The following is a 20,032-nucleotide window of genomic DNA, read 5'->3' on the forward strand; positions in this document are numbered from 1 at the left end:
ATGGTTTATTCCTGGCAGCAGGCGCTGCTTTCCACGATGGCTGAACTGCCGCAACACCGCGGCCCCTACGGCGAAGCCGCGCGCGCCTATGTGATCGTTGACTTTCGTGGCCACCCCGATCTGCTGGCGCGCATCACCGCCACTGAAGACCTGAGCTTTGGCTCGATCTGGGCGCAGACCGGCCTGGACATCTACGGCGACGTGGCGCCCCTGCTGATCGAAGTGGACGGCGCATCGCAAGGCGTGCTGCGCGGGCCGCGCCGGGCTGATTTCAGTACGTCGCTTGTGCGCGTGTTGAACGCTCTGCATGAACGCAATGGCGGCCGATACGCAATGATGAGCTTCGCGTCCGCCGTGCCACTGGAAAAACTCATCGCGCACTTCGGAAGGTTTTGCGACTACGCCTTGCCCGACGCCAGCGAGTTCTTCCTGCACTGGTACGACGCCCGCATCCTGGCGCGCGCCCTGCAAGTCTGGACCGCCGAGCAGCGCACGCGCTTCGCCTCGCCGCTAATCACCTTGCGCTACGCGCTGCGCGATGGGACGCAGGCGGACGTGTCCGGCACGGGCAGGCTGCCCGCAGACCCGCCCGACGGCATCCAACGCTTCACGCCCGAGCAGCACCAGATGCTGTTTGATCTGGACTACCCGGACAAGCTCGCGGTGCAACTACGCCGCCTGTATCCCGGACTGCTGCCCGGCGACCCGGATCAGGATGCGCTGGTGCCTCGCGTGCAAGCGCAGCTGGAACGCGCGCGGGCGCATGGAGTGAAGGGCGACAAGGACACGTTTGACTATGTGGCGTGGGGCGTGTCGATTTCACCTGGTTTTGATGAGCATCCGTTGATCCGTGAGGGATTGCGGGGATATCGGCCGGATGCTGACGGCGCGCTGGCGAAGGCGCTGGCGAGCGTGCCGGATGCGGTGTGGGATGAGGTGCAGGCGTTGCATTGGGCGCGTGGGCGTGATGCGTAGTACAGATCCGAGGGAGGCCCAGTCTGTTGGCATCAGCAGCGGCGACGGGAGAGAAGTATGTCTGAGTTGAAGATAAGCAAAACGTCGTGGCTGCGTGGCTGCTTGGGGCGGACATCATGGGCTCACGAATGCGTAAAGGGTTGATCGGCGTGCTGGTTTGGCTAGGGCTGCTGGCCGGGTGCAATGGCGAGCCTACTTATAGGGGTGTCAGCGTAGTTACCTATAACTACACGCCGTGGGATTTGGAGCTCGTCCAGATCATTGATGCGTCCGGTGGCGTGGCGGGGACGGGTATGGTCCCTTCGGGCGGAGGAGAGGGCAGTATTTCGTGCTGCTACACGTTAGCCGGTACAGACTTCATCGTGAAGTGGCGGGGTGGAGACGCCGATCTCATGCGAAAGCATATGTACGATGGAAAGTTTGATGAAGTGATATTTAGCAAGGAAACAAAAGTACATTTACCCGCAGCAAAAATTCCTCCTGGCGACGCACCGGTAATTTTGGAATTGCATATCTATCCGGACGAACATATGGAGTTGGCCGTGAGCCGCCTCCTATTCGGGCAAGTGAGAATTCCGATTGTTGAAACTACGCGTTGGCTATATAAAAATCACAAAGATGAGTTGAGGAATTACAGGAGTATTCACGAATTACGATACGTGCTTGCTAAGGTGACAAAGCAGGCGTGGACGAGTTATCGAATTGAGACCGCAGAAGACTTGCGAGGCTACATGTATCTTTATTTCATCGTTGCCTCGAATTTTGACCAAGACGCCGAAGTTGCGGCAATTCTGCATGATGCAAATAGAAGGCCCGGTGACTTCGGTCGTGCTGTCGCGGCGATGCCTGCAGAAAAGATCGAACAGATGAAATCCCGAGGTACTCCTCCGGGGGATAAAAATGTCTGACCTAGACTTCCCCGAGCAGGATCGCACGCCAGCCGCCGTGCTGAAGGCCATGGCTCAGAACGAGGCGGCGGACCCCAAGGATACGCGTCTCGAATGTGGGCTGACGTTGCGGATTGGATTTTTCTTTGATGGATTTGGGCGAAATAAGAACTTGGATCAGGCCAATCCTACGATTCTATCCAACGTGAGTAGGCTATGGATGGCCCACTATTCAGAATGCGATGCGGATCGGCCCAGCAAGCAGTATTGGCTTCGCCTCTATTATTCCGGTCTCGGGGTTGAACTCAACGAAGAGGCGAAGGCCGACACTTTCGTGGCGGCTCTTTCTACTGCAGGCGTTGCATTGGGCGCGGGGCGGTATGGCGCGGGATGCCAAGTGAGTCACGAATGCGTAAAGGGTTGATCGGCGTACTGATATGGCTGGGCCTGTTGGCGGGCTGCAATGGCGAGCCTACTTACTCAGGCGTCAGTTTCATTACGTACAACTACACGCCTTGGAACTTGGCGCCGGTTCGCCTTAGTGATGCGTCGGGGAATGTGGCAAGTTCTAGCACCCTCGTAGCTGGCGGGGGGGCGGGAAGCGTCTCTTGCTGCTACACGTTTAGGGGGACTGACTTCATAGTGAAATGGAGCGGGGGCGACCCTGTTTTGCTGCGTAAACATCTGTTCGACGACAAATTCGACGAGATGATGTTCGAGAAGGAAACTGCGGTGCATTTCCCTGATACGAAGATTCCCGAAGGCGATGGCACGCTAATCCTGGAATTGCACATCTATCCGGATGAACATATGGAGCTTGCATTGAGCCGAAATCTGACGGGGCAAGTCAGGATTCCTATCGTTGAAACCACTCGTTGGTTGTACGGAAAATACCGTACTGAGCTGGTGGGATATGAGCACGCCACTGAGTTGAAAAATGTTCTTGCAAAGATCACGAAGCAAGCTTGGATGCGATATCGCATCGAAGACGCCGAAGACATGCGGGGCTATATGTATCTCTACTTCATCGTGGCTTCCGATTTTGACAAGAACGTCGAGGTCGCGAGAATTCTGAAAGATCCCAACCGAAAGCCCGGCGACTTTGGTCGCGCGGTAGCCGCCTTGTCCGAAGTGAAAATCGCGCGGATCAAGGCGTCTGGGAAGCCTCCCGGAGAAAAGAATGTCCAGTGATCAAGTCTCGTGTGCAAGCGCAACCGGACCGCGCGCGGGGGGCATGGGTTGAAGAGCGACAAGGACACGTTGGACTATGTGGCGTGGGGCGTGATGCGTAGGGGCAAGGCCTGGTGGCATCGGATGCGGCGACGGGAGATAAGCATGTCAGAAGTGAAGATGAACAAAACGTCGCGGCCGCGGAGCGGTAGGGCGCGGGATACCAAGGGAGTCACGAATGCGTAAAGGGTTGATCGGCGTACTGATATGGCTGGGCCTGTTGGCGGGCTGCAATGGCGAGCCTACATACTCCGGCGTCAGTTTCGTTACGTACAACTACACGCCTTGGAACTTGGAGCCGGTTAGCCTTAGTGACGCTTCGGGGAATGTGGCCAGTTCCAGCACGCTCATTCCGGGAGGGGGAGCGGGAAGTTTCTCCTGCTGCTCCTCCTTCAAGGGCACTGACTTCACCGTGAAATGGAGTGGGGGCGACCCCGATCTACTTCGCAAACATCTGTTCGACGGAAAATTTGATGAGGTGAAATTCAAGAAGGAAACGTCGGTGCATTTTCCAGCTACGGCGGTGCCCGCCGGCGATGGCACGCTAATCCTGGAACTGCATATCTATCCCGATGAGCATATGGAGCTTGCTTTGAGTCGCCAGATGTCGGGGCAAGTAAGGATCCCCATCGTCGAGACCACTCGCTGGTTGTACAGGAAGTATCGCAATGAGCTGGTCGGATATGAGCACTCTGATCAGTTGAACGATGTTCTTTCAAAGGTAACGAAGCAGGCTTGGATGCGGTATCGCATCGAAGATGCCGAAGACATGAGAGGCTATATGTATCTCTACTTCATCGTGGCTTCCGATTTCGACAAGAATGCGGAGATGGCGGCCATATTGAAAGACCCCGGCCGGAAACCTGGTGACTTTGGTCGCGCTGTCGCAGCCCTGTCAGAAGAGAAAATCGCACGTATCAGGGCATCCGGTAAACAGCCTGGAGAGAAGAATGTCCAGTGATCGGATTCCTGAACAGGACAGAACGCCCGCCTCGATTTTGAAAGCCATGGCGGAAAACGAGGCCGCCTATCCAAAAGACTCGTGTACTGAATGTGGTGTCACCCTGCGCATAGGGTTTTTCTTTGATGGTTTCGGCCGTAACAAGGATCTCGACAAGAATGATCCAACGTTCCTATCGAACGTGAGCAGGTTATGGATGGCGCACTTCAGGGAAGACGCCACGGATATGCCAAGCAAGCAACGCTGGTACGCGCTCTACTACTCAGGCATTGGCATCGACCTGAACGAGAGCGCCAAGGCCAATATCGTTGTCAGCGCGCTTAAGATCGCTGGCGGAAAAATGGCCGACAAGGCAGTCGCCAGTGCGCAGGATGCCGCGAAGAACATTACTCGTCTTGATGAAGTACCCAATGTCGACGGTATGGGCCGCGTAAAAAAGGCAACCCAGCAGTCTGTCAAAGATGGTTCCTTCCAACCCATGGTGAAGGTATTCAAGGACGTCGTTAATGATGTCAAAACCCTGCCCGAGAAGACCGTAAGAATCTGGAATGCCATGGATCCAGAGCGGATCGGTGATCGGGCGCGCGCTACCCTTCGCGAATCTTGGGCGAATTTCAAGAAGAACCCGCTGAAAGTCGCTTGGACGGCGGCGAAGGGCGCCGTCAAAGCCACGATCATGGAAGGTGTTCCGGTCGTGCGCGACAACGCTGCCGTTGCCGAATTGATGGGAACGGGCGTTGACACACGCTTGGAGGCGGCCAAGCGCCAGTTCGAGCAAGCCTATGAAGCGTCGAACGCGGGCACAGAGAAGGTTGTTCGTATCGAGATAACAGTATTTGGCGCGGATCGCGGCGGCGTAATCGCGAAGCAGTTCGTCAACGATATCGTCAAGAAGTACAAGCGTCGCCACGATCAAGACTTGGCAATCATCGGTAAGGATGGCTCGCCCGATGCAAAGATACGTATCCGATTCTTAGGGTTGTTTGACTCCGTTGCATCAATCATGGACGAGAGCACTTTTCTGGGTTTTTTGCCGTTTACCGATCTGCTTAAGCAAACGCATAAGGACCGCACCCTGACCGTACCCGCGGCGGTCGAGAAGGCCGTACATTTCGCAGCGGCGCACGAACTTCGACGCAATCAGCGACTGGATTCTCTGGAAAAGACTCGTGGCTTGCAGTATCTGTATCCAGGCTCAAGCGGTGACGTTACGGGAGTAGCTCCGCTGGGCTCCCTAGGCACCCGAGCGTCCTTATCCCGCTTGCCATTACGGGAGATGATGAACCTTGCGCTGTCGCACGGTGCGGCGATGCAAAGTATGGAAAGCATGATGCGCCGGGACCCGGCTATTTATACATTGCTTAGCCTCGCCATCCCCATCGAAGACGAAGGCCAGAGCTACCACGTCCCGGAACTCGTCGCGGCCTACCGCGAACTCGTCAAGTACGAGCCCGGTTGCGATTTCGCTCCGCACATGGAAATCTTCTTGCGCTGGCTGGCGGTGCGGTATCAGGACCCGGTGTTTCGCGCCGGTCTTTCAGACCCCGCCGAAGCATGGCTCAAAGACCGCGATTACATGACTCCCGAGCAAGAGGCCCAGGAGGAGGCGCGGCGCTTGTCGACGCTGTCGCGGGAAGAGCTTGCCAAGCCCGAAACTACCGCGCGGCATCGCGAACTCCAAGCCCTTGCGAAAGAACGCCGCGAGCGCGCCATGGCGAGCCGGGGCGAAGCGCCACCGCAACGATTCAAGCCACTCTGGGATCGTCTGGAAGAGGAATACAAAAGCCTTGAAAAGGCCGAGCAGCGGGATGCCGACACCGAGCAGCGTCGTCTGGATTTGGAAAAGAATAACCCGCAGATTCTTCGCACGATTGAAATGTGGGATCGAGAACGGGATGCCAACGAAGCCATGCGCAATGGGGCAAAGCCGGGCGACGCCCAGAGCGCACAGAAGGCCCCCGACCCGCTGGCCGACATGAAGGCAGAACGCGCCATGCAAAAGCGCCTGCTGACCGCCTGGCGCGATGCGCGCGACGGAAAAACGCAGTTGCCACCCAAGGTCATGACTTTGTTCGACTGGCTGGTGCACGACGCCATGTTGAGCAGTTGGCCCGATCACCTGTTGGCCAGCACCACGATGTACTTCCGCGTACGCGACAAAGACATATTTGCCAAGACCGATGCGAAGGCGGAAATGGACCAACGTGCCAAGGACATGCGCAACGCGGAGAAGGTGGAAGCTCTGGCGACAAGATCAGAGCAGAACATGCAACAAATGACACCCACCCGGCCTTGACGGCGCGAGCGACAGGCATGCGTAGGGCATGGATCGCGTTGCTGTGTTGCGTGGGCTTGTTGGCCGGCTGCAATGGCGAGCCGGTCTACCGAGGCGTCAGCTTCATCGTCTACAACTACACGCCGTGGAATATCCGCAGCATCAGCGTCAAGGACAAGGGCAATGGCGTTGCGTCGACGATGCAGGTCAGCCCGGGCGGTGGTGAAGGCTCGGTCACCTGCTGCTTCACGCTCAAGGGAACCGAGTTCATCGCCGACTGGCGCGGCGTCGATGCGGAGTTGTTGCGCACGCATCTGCATGACGGCAAGGCCGACTCGCTGTATTTTGATCGGCAGCGCGCCATCAACTTTCCGGCGGCGGAGATCCCGCCCGGTGATGGTCCTCTGTATCTGGAATTGCACATCTATCCGGACGAACACATGGAGCTGGCGCTAAGCCGCAAGCTGCTTGGCCAGACGCGGATTCCGATTGTCGATACCGTGGACTGGCTGTGGCGCGAGCATCGCGCTTCGCTTGGCGACTACCGAAGCGACGCCGAACTGCTGCGGGTGGCTGCAAAGGTGTTGCAGTCTGCTTGGCAGAAATACCGCATTGAAGACAAGCAAGACATGCGCCAATACATGCGGCTGTATTTCACCGTCGCATCGAACTTCGATTCAGACCCGCAAATGAAGACGATTCTGGAGAGGCCGGGACGCGCGCCGGGCGACTTTGCTCAGGAAGTCATGGCGTTGCCGCAGGCCAAGCTGGATCAGTTAAAGAAAACGGGCAAACCACCGGGAGACAAGAATGCGTAGGCTCGCAGTTGGCGCGCTGTTGGGACTTGGCCTCTTAACGGGTTGCAACGGGGAGCCGGTGTACAGCGGCGTCAGCCTGGTTGCCTACAACTACACGCCATGGAACCTCGCACCCGTTCGCCTCATCGACGCTTCCGGCCGTGTGGCCGGTTCCAGCTCCCTGGAGCCAGGCGGCGGTGGGGGACGCGTCGCTTGCTGCTACACGTTCACGGGAACAGAGTTCACTGTGAAGTGGAGCGGTGGCGACCCCGATATGATTCGCAAGCATATGTTTGACAGCAAATTCGACGACGTGATGTTCAAAAAGGAAACGTCGGTGCATTTTCCTGCCACGAAAGCGCCCGGCGGCAATGGCACGCTCATTCTGGAATTGCACATCTATCCCGATGAACATATTGAACTTGCATTGAGTCGCCAGCTGTCGGGGCAAAGCAGGATCCCGATCTCCGCTACCACTAGCTGGTTGTACAAAAACTATCGCGACGAACTCGTTGGATACGAGCACGATGACCAGCTGAACGATGTTCTTTCCAAGGTCGCCAAACAAGCCTGGATGCGGTACCGCATCGAAGACGCAGCGGACATGCGCGCCTACATGTATCTGTACTTCATCGTCGCGTCCGATTTTGAAAGAGATGCGGAGATAGCAGCCATGTTGAAAGCGTCCAACCGAAAGCCCGGCGACTTTGGCCGTGAAGTGGGAAAACTTTCAAAAGAAAAGATCGCCCAGATGAAGGCGACCGGCGCGCCGCCCGGTGACAAGAACGTGTGCAGGGAAGTCCGGGGCCTCGTCGCGGCCACGAAAGTGCATGCGCCTGGAATGCTCGCAAATGAAGAATGCGTGTCGGAATGACGCGCGCGTGATGGGGGCTGGCCCGCATCGGGCAGCGCGGCACGCTTCCTGCTTTGCCGCGCTTACTTCTTCCCGGCTTCGACCTCGATCGTCACCGTATTCGACTTCACGGTTTCCGCCTCGATATACACCTCGTACGTCGCGGGCGTGGCGGGCAGATGCAGTACCCCGGCCATATCCGTGGTGAAGCGCGTTTCGACGGTCATGCCTGGCGGCAGCGGAATCTTGGGCGGGGGGGCGCCTTCGCTGGGGTCAACCGACACGTTGGGCAGCTTAGGCCGCACGTAGTTGAATGCGATGCCGCGATAGACCTTGCCGGTGCGCGTGTCCACCGCCACAAAGCGCGGCAGCTGCGGGTCGTCCACGACGGGCAGGATGCCGCGCGCGCAGACCGGAATCGTCAGCGTGCTGCCGTCGCGGATCGTCACGCGGGTGGGCGCGGCGATGCGCATCTGCGCGTCGTAGCCTTGCAGCGGCGGCATGCAGGCGTGTTCCTTCTGCGAGTGCGAGGGCACCGAAGCGAAGGTGGCGGGTTCAATCCAATCGGTCGTCATGATGGGCATGTCGGAATCTGAATTTGCGTAAGCGGGCGGCGGTGGTCGTCGGGGCTAAGGCGGCGGCGTCAGAATGCCGTCCAGCCTTCGGAGCAGTCGACCTTGCGCACGGCCTTGCTGCAACTGGGGCAGAAATGAATGTTCGCGCAGGTGATGCCGTACATCACGCACTGCCCGATTTCTTCGTTGTACTCGCCATTCTGGTCGGGCAGGCCGTAATAGCAGTGGCCCCCTGCGTTGTAGTAGAAGTGCGGCGGCGGGTCCAGCTTTGAGTCGTCCGCCGACTCGTCCTGGTTGCGCAGCCCAGGCCAGTCGGGGCCGCTGGGCACCATGCCCAGCAAGTGGCCCATTTCGTGGGCAAGGGTTTCGGTCAGGTAGGCCTGCGAATTGGGTTCGTAAGGGTCCAGCGTCGACACGAACAGCAGGTTGGTGCCCGTGATGGCAAGGCCGGCGTAGCTGGCGGCCACGGTGTTGAACTGGATGTTCAGCATGCCGGTCAGCGGGGTGGGGGACACGCGGGTCAGGTCCACGGACACGGACCAGACCGACCCATTGCTCTCGCGGATGGGCGTGATCAGGTGGCGCGGAATCGGAATCGAGCGCTCGGCGCCCGAGGCGTCTGTGTAGAGGTAGCGCGCGTGCACCAGCCAGTCGTCGCTGGCGTCGAATTCGTACCAGAGGCTGGACCGGCTGCGGTCGTCATTGACGATGGGTACGGTCATGACGCGCCCGCCGGGGCCGGCGGGCACCGGCAGCCGCATGTCGCCGCTGACCCCCGGCGCGGCCAGGCGGTCCACGTGGCAAACGACCAGCGTATAGGGTTCGCGCTGCTTGCCTGCGGAACTGGAATAGACAGCGCGCACGGCGTTCATGATGGCTTGCTGGGACTCGGGCGTGTCGGCCGCGTCAACCGCCGAGCGGCCTCGGAATTGCAGGCGTGGAAGCTGGATCATGTCGATGCCGTGCAGCGCGAACTCCGCGGTGACGGGGGTGACGTCAGCCAGGTGGCCGGCCGGATGCGCGCTCATGCACATGACCTCCTGGATGTACAGGCGGCGCACGGTTTCGACGCGTTCGGTCTTGATCAACTGCCCACGTTCGTCGCGCACTTCGAACAGGTACAGGTTCAGGCCGGCGGCGGGTAGCGTGATGTCGTCAACGATGCGGGTGCCGTCGGCGTTGGTGACGTAGCTGCGCGGGTTGCTGTGCGGTTCCTGATAGCTGGGGCGCCGGCCGCGTTCGCGTGCGGAGTAGGGAATGTTGGCAGGGTCGGCCTTGACCGTGATGGTGAAGCGGTGCTGGCCGGGGCGGTTGAATTCCACGTGAATGCGTGGGCGGTTCGATTGCCGTTCGGTGGTGGTCAGCGCGCTGCCGTCGTTCCAGCGTTCGGCCACTTGGGCCAGGTTGACGTACTGCAGGCGCGCGCCGTCCTGGCGGGCGCGGTAGGTGGACACGCCCGCCACCACGCGGCCGGAGCCCGCGGGGGCACCGCCAGGCAGGTTCGTGCCTTGCGTGCGCGCCGTGGTTCCCAGCCCGACCGAGTCCAGCACATCGCGTGCGATCTGCGGCAGCGGTGAATCTGCCACGCCGGGAATTTTCATCAGCACGTCGGCCACCTTGGGCAAGGTTTCGGTGGCAAGCGTGGGGGATTGCAGGATGGCGCCGATCACGCTTGGCACCGACGACGAAGACAGGCCCGGCATGCTCAGGATGGCCCCGGCCACGGACGGGATGTTCGATTGATTGACGTCGGGCAAGTTGAACAGCGTGTCAACGGCGGAACTCAAGGCGGCCATGCGGTCGCCACTGGCGTTCAACGCCTGCGTCATGACCGGCACGATCGCCGCGCCGACGTTGGCGCTGACGCCGCCTGCGGCGAACGTGGACGCGGCGCTGGCCTGCTGCGCAAACGTCGCCAGGCCGCCGCCTGCCGCAACCGCGGCGATGCCGGATGCGCCCGCGCCACTGCTTGAGGCCGCGGTGCTTGCGGCGGCGCCGGCCCCCGCGGCGGCTGACAAGTCAGTCGCGCGGGTGGCGGGCGTGCTGTCTGACATGCCCGCCGCGCGCGCGGTCGTGTTGCCCAGGACGCTGTCGGGGCTGGAGGCGGGGGCGGTGCTTGCGATGGGCGCAGAGACGGTGGGGGCGGTGCCTGCTGCCGAACTTGTGGCCGCGCTGCTCGGCGCCGCTGCGCCGGTTGTAGCGGATGGCGAAGCCGTGGCAGGGGAGGCGCTGGAAGGAGTATCGACGCCACCCGGGTTCGTGGAACCGGTGGCGGCGGCACCTTGATGCGTGGAGCTGGCCGGGTTGCCGGTGTCGGCGGACGTGGCGGTTGTAGCGGTCCCGGCATTGGCGTGGCTGCCTGCGTTGGTGCCAGCGGTAGTGCCGGTATTGGTGCTCGCAGTGCCGCCAGCGTCTGCGCCGACGCTCGTACCGGCACCGGACACAGCGTCCGTTCCCGCGACGCCTCCCGAGGCAGAACCTGTTTGCGCGACTGTCCCCGCACCCGCACCCGCACCCGCACCCGCACCCGCACCCGGCGCAGACGCGGCTGCTACGGTTGCATCGCCGCTCGTCGCAGCCGTCGAGGCCGAGGCAGCGCTGGAGCTCGTACTCGTCGCAGCGGCGGTCGCACTGGTTCCCGCGCTGGCGGCGCCCATCGCGGCGTTGCCAGAGGCTGACGCGTCGACGCCGGGAATGCCCAAGCCGCCACCGCCTGCACCGGGAAGGCCCGCGCCTTGCGGCAGCGAGGTTCCTGATGCCGGAACGAAGCCGGGCGTTTGCGTGGCAGCTTGCGGTATGGACTGCGCGCTGTTCAGCACGGTCTCCGATCCCGGGACGCGGGTGGTGCTGGCGGCAAGGACGTTGGAGTCGCTTGGGATGCCGGTGTTAGATAACGTCGAGAGGCCCGCGTCGTGGCTCGCTTCTGTGACCCGGGTATAAGCCTCAACTTGGGGCAAGGGTTCGGCAACCGACGGGAGCGTACTCGTCGTGACGTCAGGCACGTTCATGCTCGGCATCGCCGTGCCGGCAGGCGATGCAACGTTGGGCAGATCCAGTGCGCCGGACAAGGTGCTGTCAGCGGCGGACAGGGTTGATGCGGCGCTGCTGGCTGCGGAGGCGCTAGCGCTGAACAAGCTGCTGGCGCCTGCCGCGAGCGTGGTCAGCAAGGCCGCGTTCGGGACCGTGGAAGGGCGTTGCGCGGCATCGTCTTTATGCGTGGCGTCTGCTTGGGATGCGGCGTGTGCGGACGATGCGGCGGCTTGCGTGGATTGTGTGGCATGCGCGGATGACAACGCCGATGGCAACGCGGATGGCAACGCGGATGGCAACGCGGATGGCAACGCCGATGATTGCGCCGATCCGCGTGCCTTCTCGCCGGCAGGAGTCGCGTGCCGCGTATCGCTCCTAAGTGCGGCGGCGTTGTGGTGGTGCGATGCTGCCGCGCCCGGCGTAGCGTGTGTTGGCGTCTGCGTGGTGGCGTCGTCGCGGGCGTCGTCATCCGAGCGCGAGCGTAGCGGCGTAGTCGCCGCCACCGTTGCCGCAACGGCGGCCAACAGGCCGGTGCTGGCAATAGCGGCGTTGGTGATCGCGGTTCCGATCGACGGCTGCGTGGCGATGGATTCCGCTGGCGGTGCGTCGGCGGCAACCGGTGTCGACGGCAACATAGCGGGCGAGGTATTGATTGAGCCGGACAGGGAAGTGTCGCGCGCCGAAGTATTTTCGGCGTTGCTATTCAAGCCGTTTGCGTAAGGGGCCACGCTGGTCTTGTCGATGGCCGAAGCGTTGACCGTTGCGCCCGAGGCCGCCGTAGTGGTTGCGCCCAATGCGGCCGTAGTGGTGGCGGCCGCGCCCAGATTCACCGCGTCAAGGCTGACGGGCGCCGCGCTGGCGGTTCCGAAGCTGGCCGTGCCTGCGTTGGCCGTCCCTGCCTGGGTTGCAATGACGCCCGCCGCATCCGCACCCATCGCGCGCGTGCTTGTCGGGTTGACCGCCTGAATGGCCGCCTCCGAAGCGACATGTTCTGCCGTCACGCTTTGAACATTCGCCGCGCTGGCCGCGTTGGTCAACCCTGCGGAATTGACGTTCGGCGTGGATAGGTCAGCAGTCGAATAATCGGATGCGAACGTGGCTGGCGTCACGACTGCGGGCGCATCGACTCCTGGCGCATCAATGGCGTTCACGCCGAATGGCGAGTTGCCCAGGCTGGCGGTGTCGATGCCCGTTGTCGCAGGCGCGGCGGCCAACGTGGTGGCCGGGATGGCGTTGCCGGCTGCCGATTGCGCCAACGCGTTCGTTGCAGCAACGCCTACGCCCGCTGCGCCCGCTACGCCCGCTGCGCCTGCACCAGCGGCGACACCAGCGCCTGCACCCGTGCCTGCGGCGGCGCCAGCAATGACGCCCGTGCCGGAGGTGACGCCCGTGCCGGAGGTGACACCCGTGCCGGAGGTGACACCTGTGCCGTAGGCGACGCCCGTGCCGGAGGTGACACCCGTGCCGGAGGCGGCACCTGTGCCGGCGGTGACACCCGCGCCGGAGGCGACACCCGCGGCGCTGACGGGTGCGTCCATTCCCGCCACGGCGGGGGCTGAGGCCGTCGAGGCCACCGGGATGTTGGCGGTACTTCCCATCGATGCTGGCGACGTCGCGGATGCTTGCGCTGCGGCCATCGGCGACCCGGCGGCAGTCGTCGCCGCATCAGGCGTACCGGAATACATGCCGGTGCTGGTGGACGCTGACATCGGAGCGGGCGCGGTGGCGGCCGGCGACACGCTGGCAGGCGCGCCATCCGATGCGGTGGCGCTGCTTGTTCCATTTGCGCCAGCCACGTTCGTCGAGGTTGTATTGGGCGTGGAGGCAGCGGATGCCGCAGGCGTCGGCGCAGCAGTAGACGCCGTCGCGGTAGAAGGTGCGGCCGCTGAACTCGGTGCCGTGGTGGCAGGCGCCGATGCGGATGCCGCCGGCGAAGTCGATGCCGAGGTAGGAGCCGAGGCCGATGCCGAAGCGGGAGCCGAAGCAGGAGCAGCAGCCGAAGCAGCAGCAGGAGCAGCACCAGGAGCCGTCGCCGATGCAGATGCCGTTGCAGCACCGCCCGCCGAACTCGCACCCGCCACACTCGCCTGGGGCGCGGCCCCGACGCTCGACCCGACACCTGCACCCGCTTCAGAACCCACCCCCGCACCCGCCCCAACGCCCGCAAAGCCTGCCGCGCTGCTGATCATCTTCGATGCGCCTTCGGGCGCAACGGATGCCAGCATGTCGGTTGCGGCGGGCAGGGCCGATGCGGGGTTCTTGATCAATTCCGCCGCCTTCGTCACCGTGCCAACCGCTGACGTCGCGCTGTCGATCATGCCGCTTGCGCCCGGCGCGACGGAGCCCAGCAGGCCCGACGCGGCGGGTAGCGCCGACATCGGGTTGGCGACCATGGCTTGCGCTTGCGACACCATGCCCATCGTGTTCTTGGCGGTCGACATCAGGCCGCCCAAGGCGGGGCTTGCGTTGCCCAGCAAGCCAGAACCCGCCGAGAGCGCGCCCATCGGATTCTTCGCCAGCCCGGCCAGCGTGTTCGCCTGGCCGGCCAGCTGCGACAGCTTGGAGGCGGCGCCGGCCGCGGTCTTGCCCAATTCACTCAAGCCACTGGGCACGACATCGCCCAGCCCTGCCGCGGCACCAGCCCCCGCGCCGGTGCCCGCGCCGCCAAACCCCGCCATCAAACTTGCACCGGCCTTCTTCGCCGCGGTGGCGAACACGCCGTCCTTGTGCACCAGCTCCGCACTGACGATCAGCGGATCGTCCACGGTGGTGCTGGGCAGCGCCGGAAGATTGGCGGCGTCGTTGCCGGGGCCGACAAAGTTGTGCGTTGCGCCCTTGACCGAGAACAGGCCCGGCCCCTTGAAGACGATGTCCGCGCCGTCCAGCGTGACGCTGCCGCCTGCGGCTTGCAAAGTGACGCGCTGGTTGCCCAGGATCTCGATGCCTTCGGCGGACGAGGTGACGGTGATGTCCTGGCCGGCCAGCGCTTCCAGGATGTCGGTGTGCGCGTGCAATGACACGGGCGCTTGCGCCGAGATGGCGCGGATCGGGCCTTGCTGTGCGAACACGCTGGCAGAGCGCGCCGAGACGGCCGCGTAGGTCTGCTGGGCAGCGACGTGCGCGTCGGACTGCGCGGTGGTGTGCAGGTGCTCGCCCGCGTGCAGCACGGCGCTGGCGGGCGTGGCCAGGTTCAGTGAATTCGGTGTGTCGATAAACAGATGCGGGCCGTTGATGCGTTCGACGGCTGCATCGCCCGTGCGTTGGCCGTTGGCGGCTTTGCCGGCGGCTTGTCCGTTGACTTGCGGCGTGTAGCGGCCGTCTTGCTCGGGGTCCAGCGCCTGGAGCAGGGCGTCGTAGCCCTCGGCCGCAGCCAAGGGGCGCGCCTGATGTTGGCCGGCGCTGTCGTTCAAGCGGCGCGAGGCGTCTTGCGCGCCGCGCAGCAGCAACAGCGCTTCTTCGGCGTCGGCCTGCGTCGACTTGCCTTGTTCGCGTGCCGTGGCCGATATCAGCATGCCCTGGCCGGAACGCGCCACGGTCCAGGCGTCCGAGCGCAGTTCGAAGCCGGTGCCGCGCCATTGACCACGATTGGCGTCGTCGAGTTCTTGCTCGACCAGGTAACCCAGGCCCAGCTGCGTGGCGGCCGTGGAGCTCGCCAGGCGCGTGCGCAGTTTGCCATTGGTGTCGTCAAAGACCCATTGGTTGCGTCCTGCGCCGTCCAGCCCCTGGCTGTGCCAGCCGCTTAGTACGCCCGCGTGGTTGGCGTCGCCGTTCTCTCCGGCGGACCAGGGCGGCAGGTCGGCGTCGTTGTATAGCTGGCCCGCAACAACGGGCTGGTCGATATCGCCATCAATAAATTCGACGATGACTTCGGTGCCGCCGCGCGGCAGATGGTGCGCGCCCCAGTTGGGGCCAGCCTGCGAGCTGGCCACGCGCAGCCAGGTGCCAGAGCGTTCGTCGCCGGGGGCGTTGCCGCTGGCGTCGCCATGGGTGCGATGGGGCAGGCCGCCGGTCAAGGGCTTTTCCCCGCGTTGCCACGGGAATTGCACCTTCACGCGCAAGTCGCGGTCTGACGTGATGGGCGCATCGCTGGCGCTGACCACGACGGCAGCCAGGCCCTCGGGCGCGGTGGGGCGTGGGCGCCAGACCGGGATCAATGCCGCGGCTTCGGGCTGTGCGCGAAAGCGGTTGCGATACGTGCCGCGTTCCATGTCGGGCGTGTTCAATACTTGCGCCGCCTGGCCGCCCAGATTGTTGGTGGCTTCGTGCGTGACATCCAGCAAGACGTAACGGTTGCCGCCCAGCTCGTCCACAGCCTGCCCGCCGCCGCCTGCGGCATAGCGGTCGTGCTGGCTCAGCGCGAACAGCCGGCCGGGCGCAAGCGAGCGGGCCGTGCCCGCGCCTTCAAAGCGCACCAGCGTGGACTCATGGGCGCGCAAGGCGCGCGCCACGCTTTGTTCAGCGGCGTCGTCATCGGCGTAGCGGCCATGGCCGGAATAATCGTAGTCCTCAAGCACGGGCAAGGCTTCGACCTGCACCTGCGAACGGGTTTGCGCAGCGTGCGCGGTCAGCGAGCGCTCGTTCCAGGCCGCGCGTGCGACCGAGTTCGGGCGCACCGTCTGCACGGCCGCAAAGCGCGTGATGCTGTCGCGCGTTTCGGTGGCGTCGCTGCGATGAAAGCGCAAAGGCGATGCCGGGTCTTCGGGGCGTGCCGCGTCGGCGTCGAAGATGACGACGCGATGGCGCGCGCCGCCGCCTGCGGATTGCGCATCGTCCTGCTGGTGTTCGAAGCGATAGCTCAGGCCCGCTTCGGCCAGGATGCGCTGCACGAAATCCAGGTCTGACTCGCGGTACTGCGTGCAAGCGGCGCGCGGTGTCAGGGCGGCAGTCACTTCAAAGGCGAACGCGGCCTGGGGATAATCCGAAAACACCTCGCTGACGATGTCTTGCACCGACAGGTCTTGATAGATGAAGCTGTCGCGCCGCAAGGCCAGCGCGGCCATCCACGGCGCGGCGTGCAAGCGGTAGCGGGCCAGGCCGCCATCTGCGCCCAAGGCATCGACGCCGTCGACCACCGCATGCCAGCGCCGCATCGAGCCGTCGGCCTGCAACAGGCTGACGCTGATCTCCTTGCCCAGCAACGCCGCCACGTCGAGCTCGGCGCTGGCCGCCAGGCAGTCCAGCGTCAGCGAGAACAGACGCGAGACGCCTTCGCGCAAGGTCATGTGTTCGGCCACCAGCTCTGCATCCAGCGGCGTGCTCACCCGCAGCAGCCGCGCTTGTTGCGACAGGGTGGCGATGTTCAGCGAAGAGTAGGCCGGGGCGTTCGAAGACAAGGCGTTCATAGGACTTGGCGGTGTTCGATCGGCAGTGCCGAAGGCGCGCAGTACGCGCCGGAAGGGGCGGGGGCGGCGTGGCGGTTACGGGCTACGGCAGCGAAATGGTCAGGTGCGCGGCGCGTGGACCCAGCTTGACGATGTCGTGATACGGCGCCATCGCGGTCTGCATTTCGCTGTTCAGGAAGTGGCCCATGCCCAGGAACGCCAGCAGGCCCAGCAGCGCAAACACCGCCATGATCGACCACAGCGGAACGTCGCGCTTGAGCGTGTGGGCCACTTGGTCGGGCAAGGGCCAGTGCGGTGCGAAGCCGGTGCGCTTGCCGCGCAGTAACGCAATTTCGTCGCCCAGGCGCGCAGTCAGATAGCCGAGCTTTTCCTGGCCTTCGATCAGGTACTTGCCCTGAAAACCCAGCAGCAGGCACATGTAATAGATCTCTAGCGATTGCAGGCGCGGCGCGCCTTGGGCACGCAGGTCTTCAAGCCGAGCGAAGAAATTCTCGCCGGCCAATTGTTCGCCGAACAGCGTCAGTTGCAAGGGTTGCAGCATCCACGCATCACGAATGGCGAAGCGGGAATTCAAGACGGTTTCATCGACGGCCGCGCAGAAGGCGTACTTGGTGGCGTACACGTCTTCGGCGGGAATATCCATCTTCTTGGCGGCGCGCTCGTAGTCCGCCAGGAACTGCTGCACGCGCGCCGAGAAGGCGGCCGCATCGGTGGGCTCCTGTCCGCTTTTCACCAGGAACAACATCAAGAAGCCGTCGTACAACAGGTCCAGCAATGACTTGGCGGGGCGGCTGGCGTGAAAGTCGGCCGCGCGCGGGGGCAGGGTTGCGCCGGACATCAGGGAAGGGGTGTCAGCGGTCATGGCGGTGTCGTTCCTGTCAGCGAGTCACTGCGATCAAATCCAGCTTGAGTTCGGGAATGCCTGCGGGCGCATAGATGGCGATGCTGCGCGCTTGCAGCATGCGGTCGTACAGCGAGCCGCGCGTCTGCAAGGCGAAATAGACGGCGCCGGGCTTTACCGGCACGGCAGGCGGCACTTGCGGCGTGTAGGCCAGCGGCACGCCCGGCATGGCCGACAGCACGAGCTTGTCCACGTCTTCCGGCGCGCCCACCTTGAAGCGCATGGGCACGCTCTCGGAGAGTTCGGCGGCCGGCATCGCGGCCTGCACCGCCAGGTACAGCGAGGTGGTTTCGTCGAGCTTTTCGGAGTCGAGCCGGCCCATGTGGAACGAGGGCCGCAGTTCTTCGAGCACGATGGAGAAGTAGCGCGTGGAAATCACCGTTTCAAGCAGGTCGCGCAGAATCTCGTCCATGCGTGCAAACGCAGGGCCGGGCGCGTCGTGGCGATACACGGGCAGATCGGCCAGCGTGTGAACTTTCGAGAATGTCATCAACGCGCCGGCCAGCCGCGCCAGTTCCTGGAACAGGCGTTCAGGATGCAGCTGCGGATGATGGAACAGGTGCGAGAGCGTGGCGTAGGCTTCGTTGGCGGTATGCAGCAGCCAGAACGAGGCCACGTCGCCCGAGCGGAATTCAATGATGTTCTTGCTGGGCTCGCGATGAAACCCATAGAGCGCGTTGACCTTCGCTTGCAGCGCGTCGAGCAGGCGGCGCAGCTGTTCATGCAGCGCGCCCGAAGCCGTCAGCGACAGGCTGGGCGCGATGAATGTGCTGTCGAGTTCATAGCCCGCGCTGGCGGTGCGGCGCACGCGCGCAACAGGTATCGCCAGCAGTTCGTCGCGCGGTTCGAATTCGGAAATCAGGCGCACGTCTTTACGCAGGAAGGCCAGTTCCGCGGTGGTGGCGCCGGTGTAGAGATCCGGCGCGGGCGTGTTGTTGTGCGTGTAGCGCGTGTCGAAACTCGCGGCCTGGCCATCACGGTAGTTGCCGCCAATGGCTTTGAGCGGATGAATCGCCAGATAGAACACCGCTTCGCTCACGCCATCCAGCGCAGTCAGCGCAACCGGGGGCGGCAGCTCATCGCCGTGGGGCGCGTTGTAGAGCTCGCCGTCTGGAAACACGGCGCTCATTTCGGTGGCGCGCAGCATGCCGTTGGCCAGCGCCGACGCATCAAAGCGCGCGGATCGCAACCCCCATGCATAAGGGTGCAGTGCGCGGGCCATCTCGGCCAGCCGGTCTTCGTGATACGCGTCCTGCCGCTGGAAATGCTGCGGTCTCAGGAACAATCCTTCGCCCCAAAGGACTTTGGCTGAATAACTCAAGTTGGCGCTCCCTCTCTTGTCTTTCTATGTCTATCTATATAGAAGGCGGGCGGCCGCGCAGTGCGCGTTAACCAGGGCACTGCACGCCGGATAAGCGTGCGGGGTCAAAGGTTGGTATGCCCGCCGGCAGTGTGGGTTTGCCAGTGGCGACTGTCAGCGCGCACGCATGCGCGCCTAAAACAATGCCACTGTCTTCCACACCGTCGACCTTGAATACGTACTTCCAACGCATTGGCGCGGGGGCGTAGAACAGCCCCGCGATCGCAATGTATTCCGCTTGTTTAGGGACCTTTTCCACGGTCTCGTAGCGCTGGCCAGGTGTGAGTGTTAGCTCGCGTACGCCCAACACTGTTTCACCCAGCGCGGCTTTCTCTTGCGCAGTGTCTATCAATTGCGTGAGCGGTGCACGCTGGAATTGCTCAGGATTCTTCAGGTAGTATATTTTTGTAACGACAGCCATCGATTGCCCGCTGCTGGCATTCAAATTTTCTCCGGCGTGAATCGCTAATTTCACTTCCACAGGCGCGTTTTCAGGCTTTTTCAGGCCTGCCATCTCCATCGCATTACCGGTCAAACCGGCCACTGCGCCGATAGCCGAAACGGCCGCACATCCAGTAACGGCGGTGCTTGCAAGCGCGCAAGCCGCCACTGCGAACAAACGTGATAAATGGATATGTTTGGACATGGCCCTTTATACCGGAACTGTGTGAAGCAATACAGATCGCGGCATGATGAATGCAATTTCGGCGCAAGTAACATGAAGACACGCGCTGTAGCGCGGTACTAACAAAAGGTTGTTGAAATACGGCCCCTAGTTACAACCTTGCTAGGTGCTTAAAAATGCCCTTTTCCCGCCTCGTTGTTATTGCTGGTGTTGTTGCAGTA

Annotated in this window: 13 protein-coding genes; 8 read left to right on the forward strand and 5 right to left on the reverse strand. The window is 62.9% G+C overall.

The annotated features are described in order from the left end of the window. The 8 genes from AC1DSJ_RS22465 (at position 1) to AC1DSJ_RS22500 (ending at position 7,999) form a co-directional block, all read left to right on the forward strand. Positions 1-975: a DUF4123 domain-containing protein gene (locus tag AC1DSJ_RS22465; protein WP_441370497.1), complete on the forward strand. Its 975-nt coding sequence runs from the start codon at positions 1-3 to the stop codon at positions 973-975. An 86-nt stretch (positions 976-1,061) separates the two neighbouring features. After that, positions 1,062-1,883 (forward strand): hypothetical protein, encoded by an 822-nt coding sequence (locus tag AC1DSJ_RS22470; protein ID WP_245636227.1) that lies wholly within the window; start codon positions 1,062-1,064, stop codon positions 1,881-1,883. Continuing rightward, positions 1,876-2,286: a hypothetical protein gene (locus AC1DSJ_RS22475; RefSeq protein WP_441370498.1), complete on the forward strand. Its 411-nt coding sequence runs from the start codon at positions 1,876-1,878 to the stop codon at positions 2,284-2,286. The genes AC1DSJ_RS22470 and AC1DSJ_RS22475 overlap by 8 nt, the downstream gene beginning before the upstream one ends. Continuing rightward, on the forward strand, positions 2,271-3,053 hold the full coding sequence (locus AC1DSJ_RS22480) for a hypothetical protein (protein ID WP_441370499.1): 783 nt from the start codon (positions 2,271-2,273) through the stop codon (positions 3,051-3,053). Before AC1DSJ_RS22475 ends, AC1DSJ_RS22480 begins: the two co-directional genes overlap by 16 nt. Positions 3,054-3,270: 217 nt before the next feature. Then, positions 3,271-4,053: a hypothetical protein gene (locus tag AC1DSJ_RS22485; RefSeq protein ID WP_441370500.1), complete on the forward strand. Its 783-nt coding sequence runs from the start codon at positions 3,271-3,273 to the stop codon at positions 4,051-4,053. Continuing rightward, entirely contained in the window at positions 4,043-6,349 is a 2,307-nt protein-coding gene (locus tag AC1DSJ_RS22490) for a DUF2235 domain-containing protein (RefSeq protein ID WP_441370501.1), read from the forward strand. The genes AC1DSJ_RS22485 and AC1DSJ_RS22490 overlap by 11 nt, the downstream gene beginning before the upstream one ends. Before the next feature lie 17 nt (positions 6,350-6,366). Beyond that, entirely contained in the window at positions 6,367-7,146 is a 780-nt protein-coding gene (locus AC1DSJ_RS22495; protein WP_441370502.1) for a DUF3304 domain-containing protein, read from the forward strand. Then, positions 7,139-7,999, forward strand: coding sequence for a hypothetical protein (locus tag AC1DSJ_RS22500; RefSeq protein WP_441370503.1), 861 nt, complete (start codon positions 7,139-7,141; stop codon positions 7,997-7,999). Before AC1DSJ_RS22495 ends, AC1DSJ_RS22500 begins: the two co-directional genes overlap by 8 nt. A gap of 62 nt (positions 8,000-8,061) precedes the next feature. On the opposite strand, the gene AC1DSJ_RS22505 is transcribed toward AC1DSJ_RS22500, so the two are convergent. The 5 genes from AC1DSJ_RS22505 to tssJ all read right to left on the reverse strand — a co-directional run bounded on the left by AC1DSJ_RS22505 (position 8,062) and on the right by tssJ (position 19,832). Beyond that, positions 8,062-8,562, reverse strand: coding sequence for a hypothetical protein (locus AC1DSJ_RS22505; protein WP_441370504.1), 501 nt, complete (start codon positions 8,560-8,562; stop codon positions 8,062-8,064). A gap of 59 nt (positions 8,563-8,621) precedes the next feature. Beyond that, entirely contained in the window at positions 8,622-16,925 is an 8,304-nt protein-coding gene (gene tssI, locus AC1DSJ_RS22510; protein ID WP_441370505.1) for a type VI secretion system tip protein TssI/VgrG, read from the reverse strand. 82 nt (positions 16,926-17,007) lie between these two features. Further along, the gene (icmH, locus tag AC1DSJ_RS22515; protein WP_441370506.1) at positions 17,008-17,787 is read right to left on the reverse strand and encodes a type IVB secretion system protein IcmH/DotU; all 780 of its coding nucleotides are present in this window, start codon (positions 17,785-17,787) and stop codon (positions 17,008-17,010) included. A 16-nt stretch (positions 17,788-17,803) separates the two neighbouring features. Beyond that, on the reverse strand, positions 17,804-19,147 hold the full coding sequence (gene tssK / locus AC1DSJ_RS22520; RefSeq protein WP_175170744.1) for a type VI secretion system baseplate subunit TssK: 1,344 nt from the start codon (positions 19,145-19,147) through the stop codon (positions 17,804-17,806). Between the two features lie 67 nt (positions 19,148-19,214). After that, positions 19,215-19,832 carry a type VI secretion system lipoprotein TssJ gene (gene tssJ / locus AC1DSJ_RS22525; RefSeq protein WP_082386884.1) on the reverse strand — a complete coding sequence of 206 codons (618 nt, stop codon included), beginning with the start codon at positions 19,830-19,832 and terminating at the stop codon, positions 19,215-19,217. Positions 19,833-20,032: the final 200 nt, after the last annotated feature.

The sequence above is a fragment of the Achromobacter sp. 01N37 genome, from assembly GCF_056399725.1.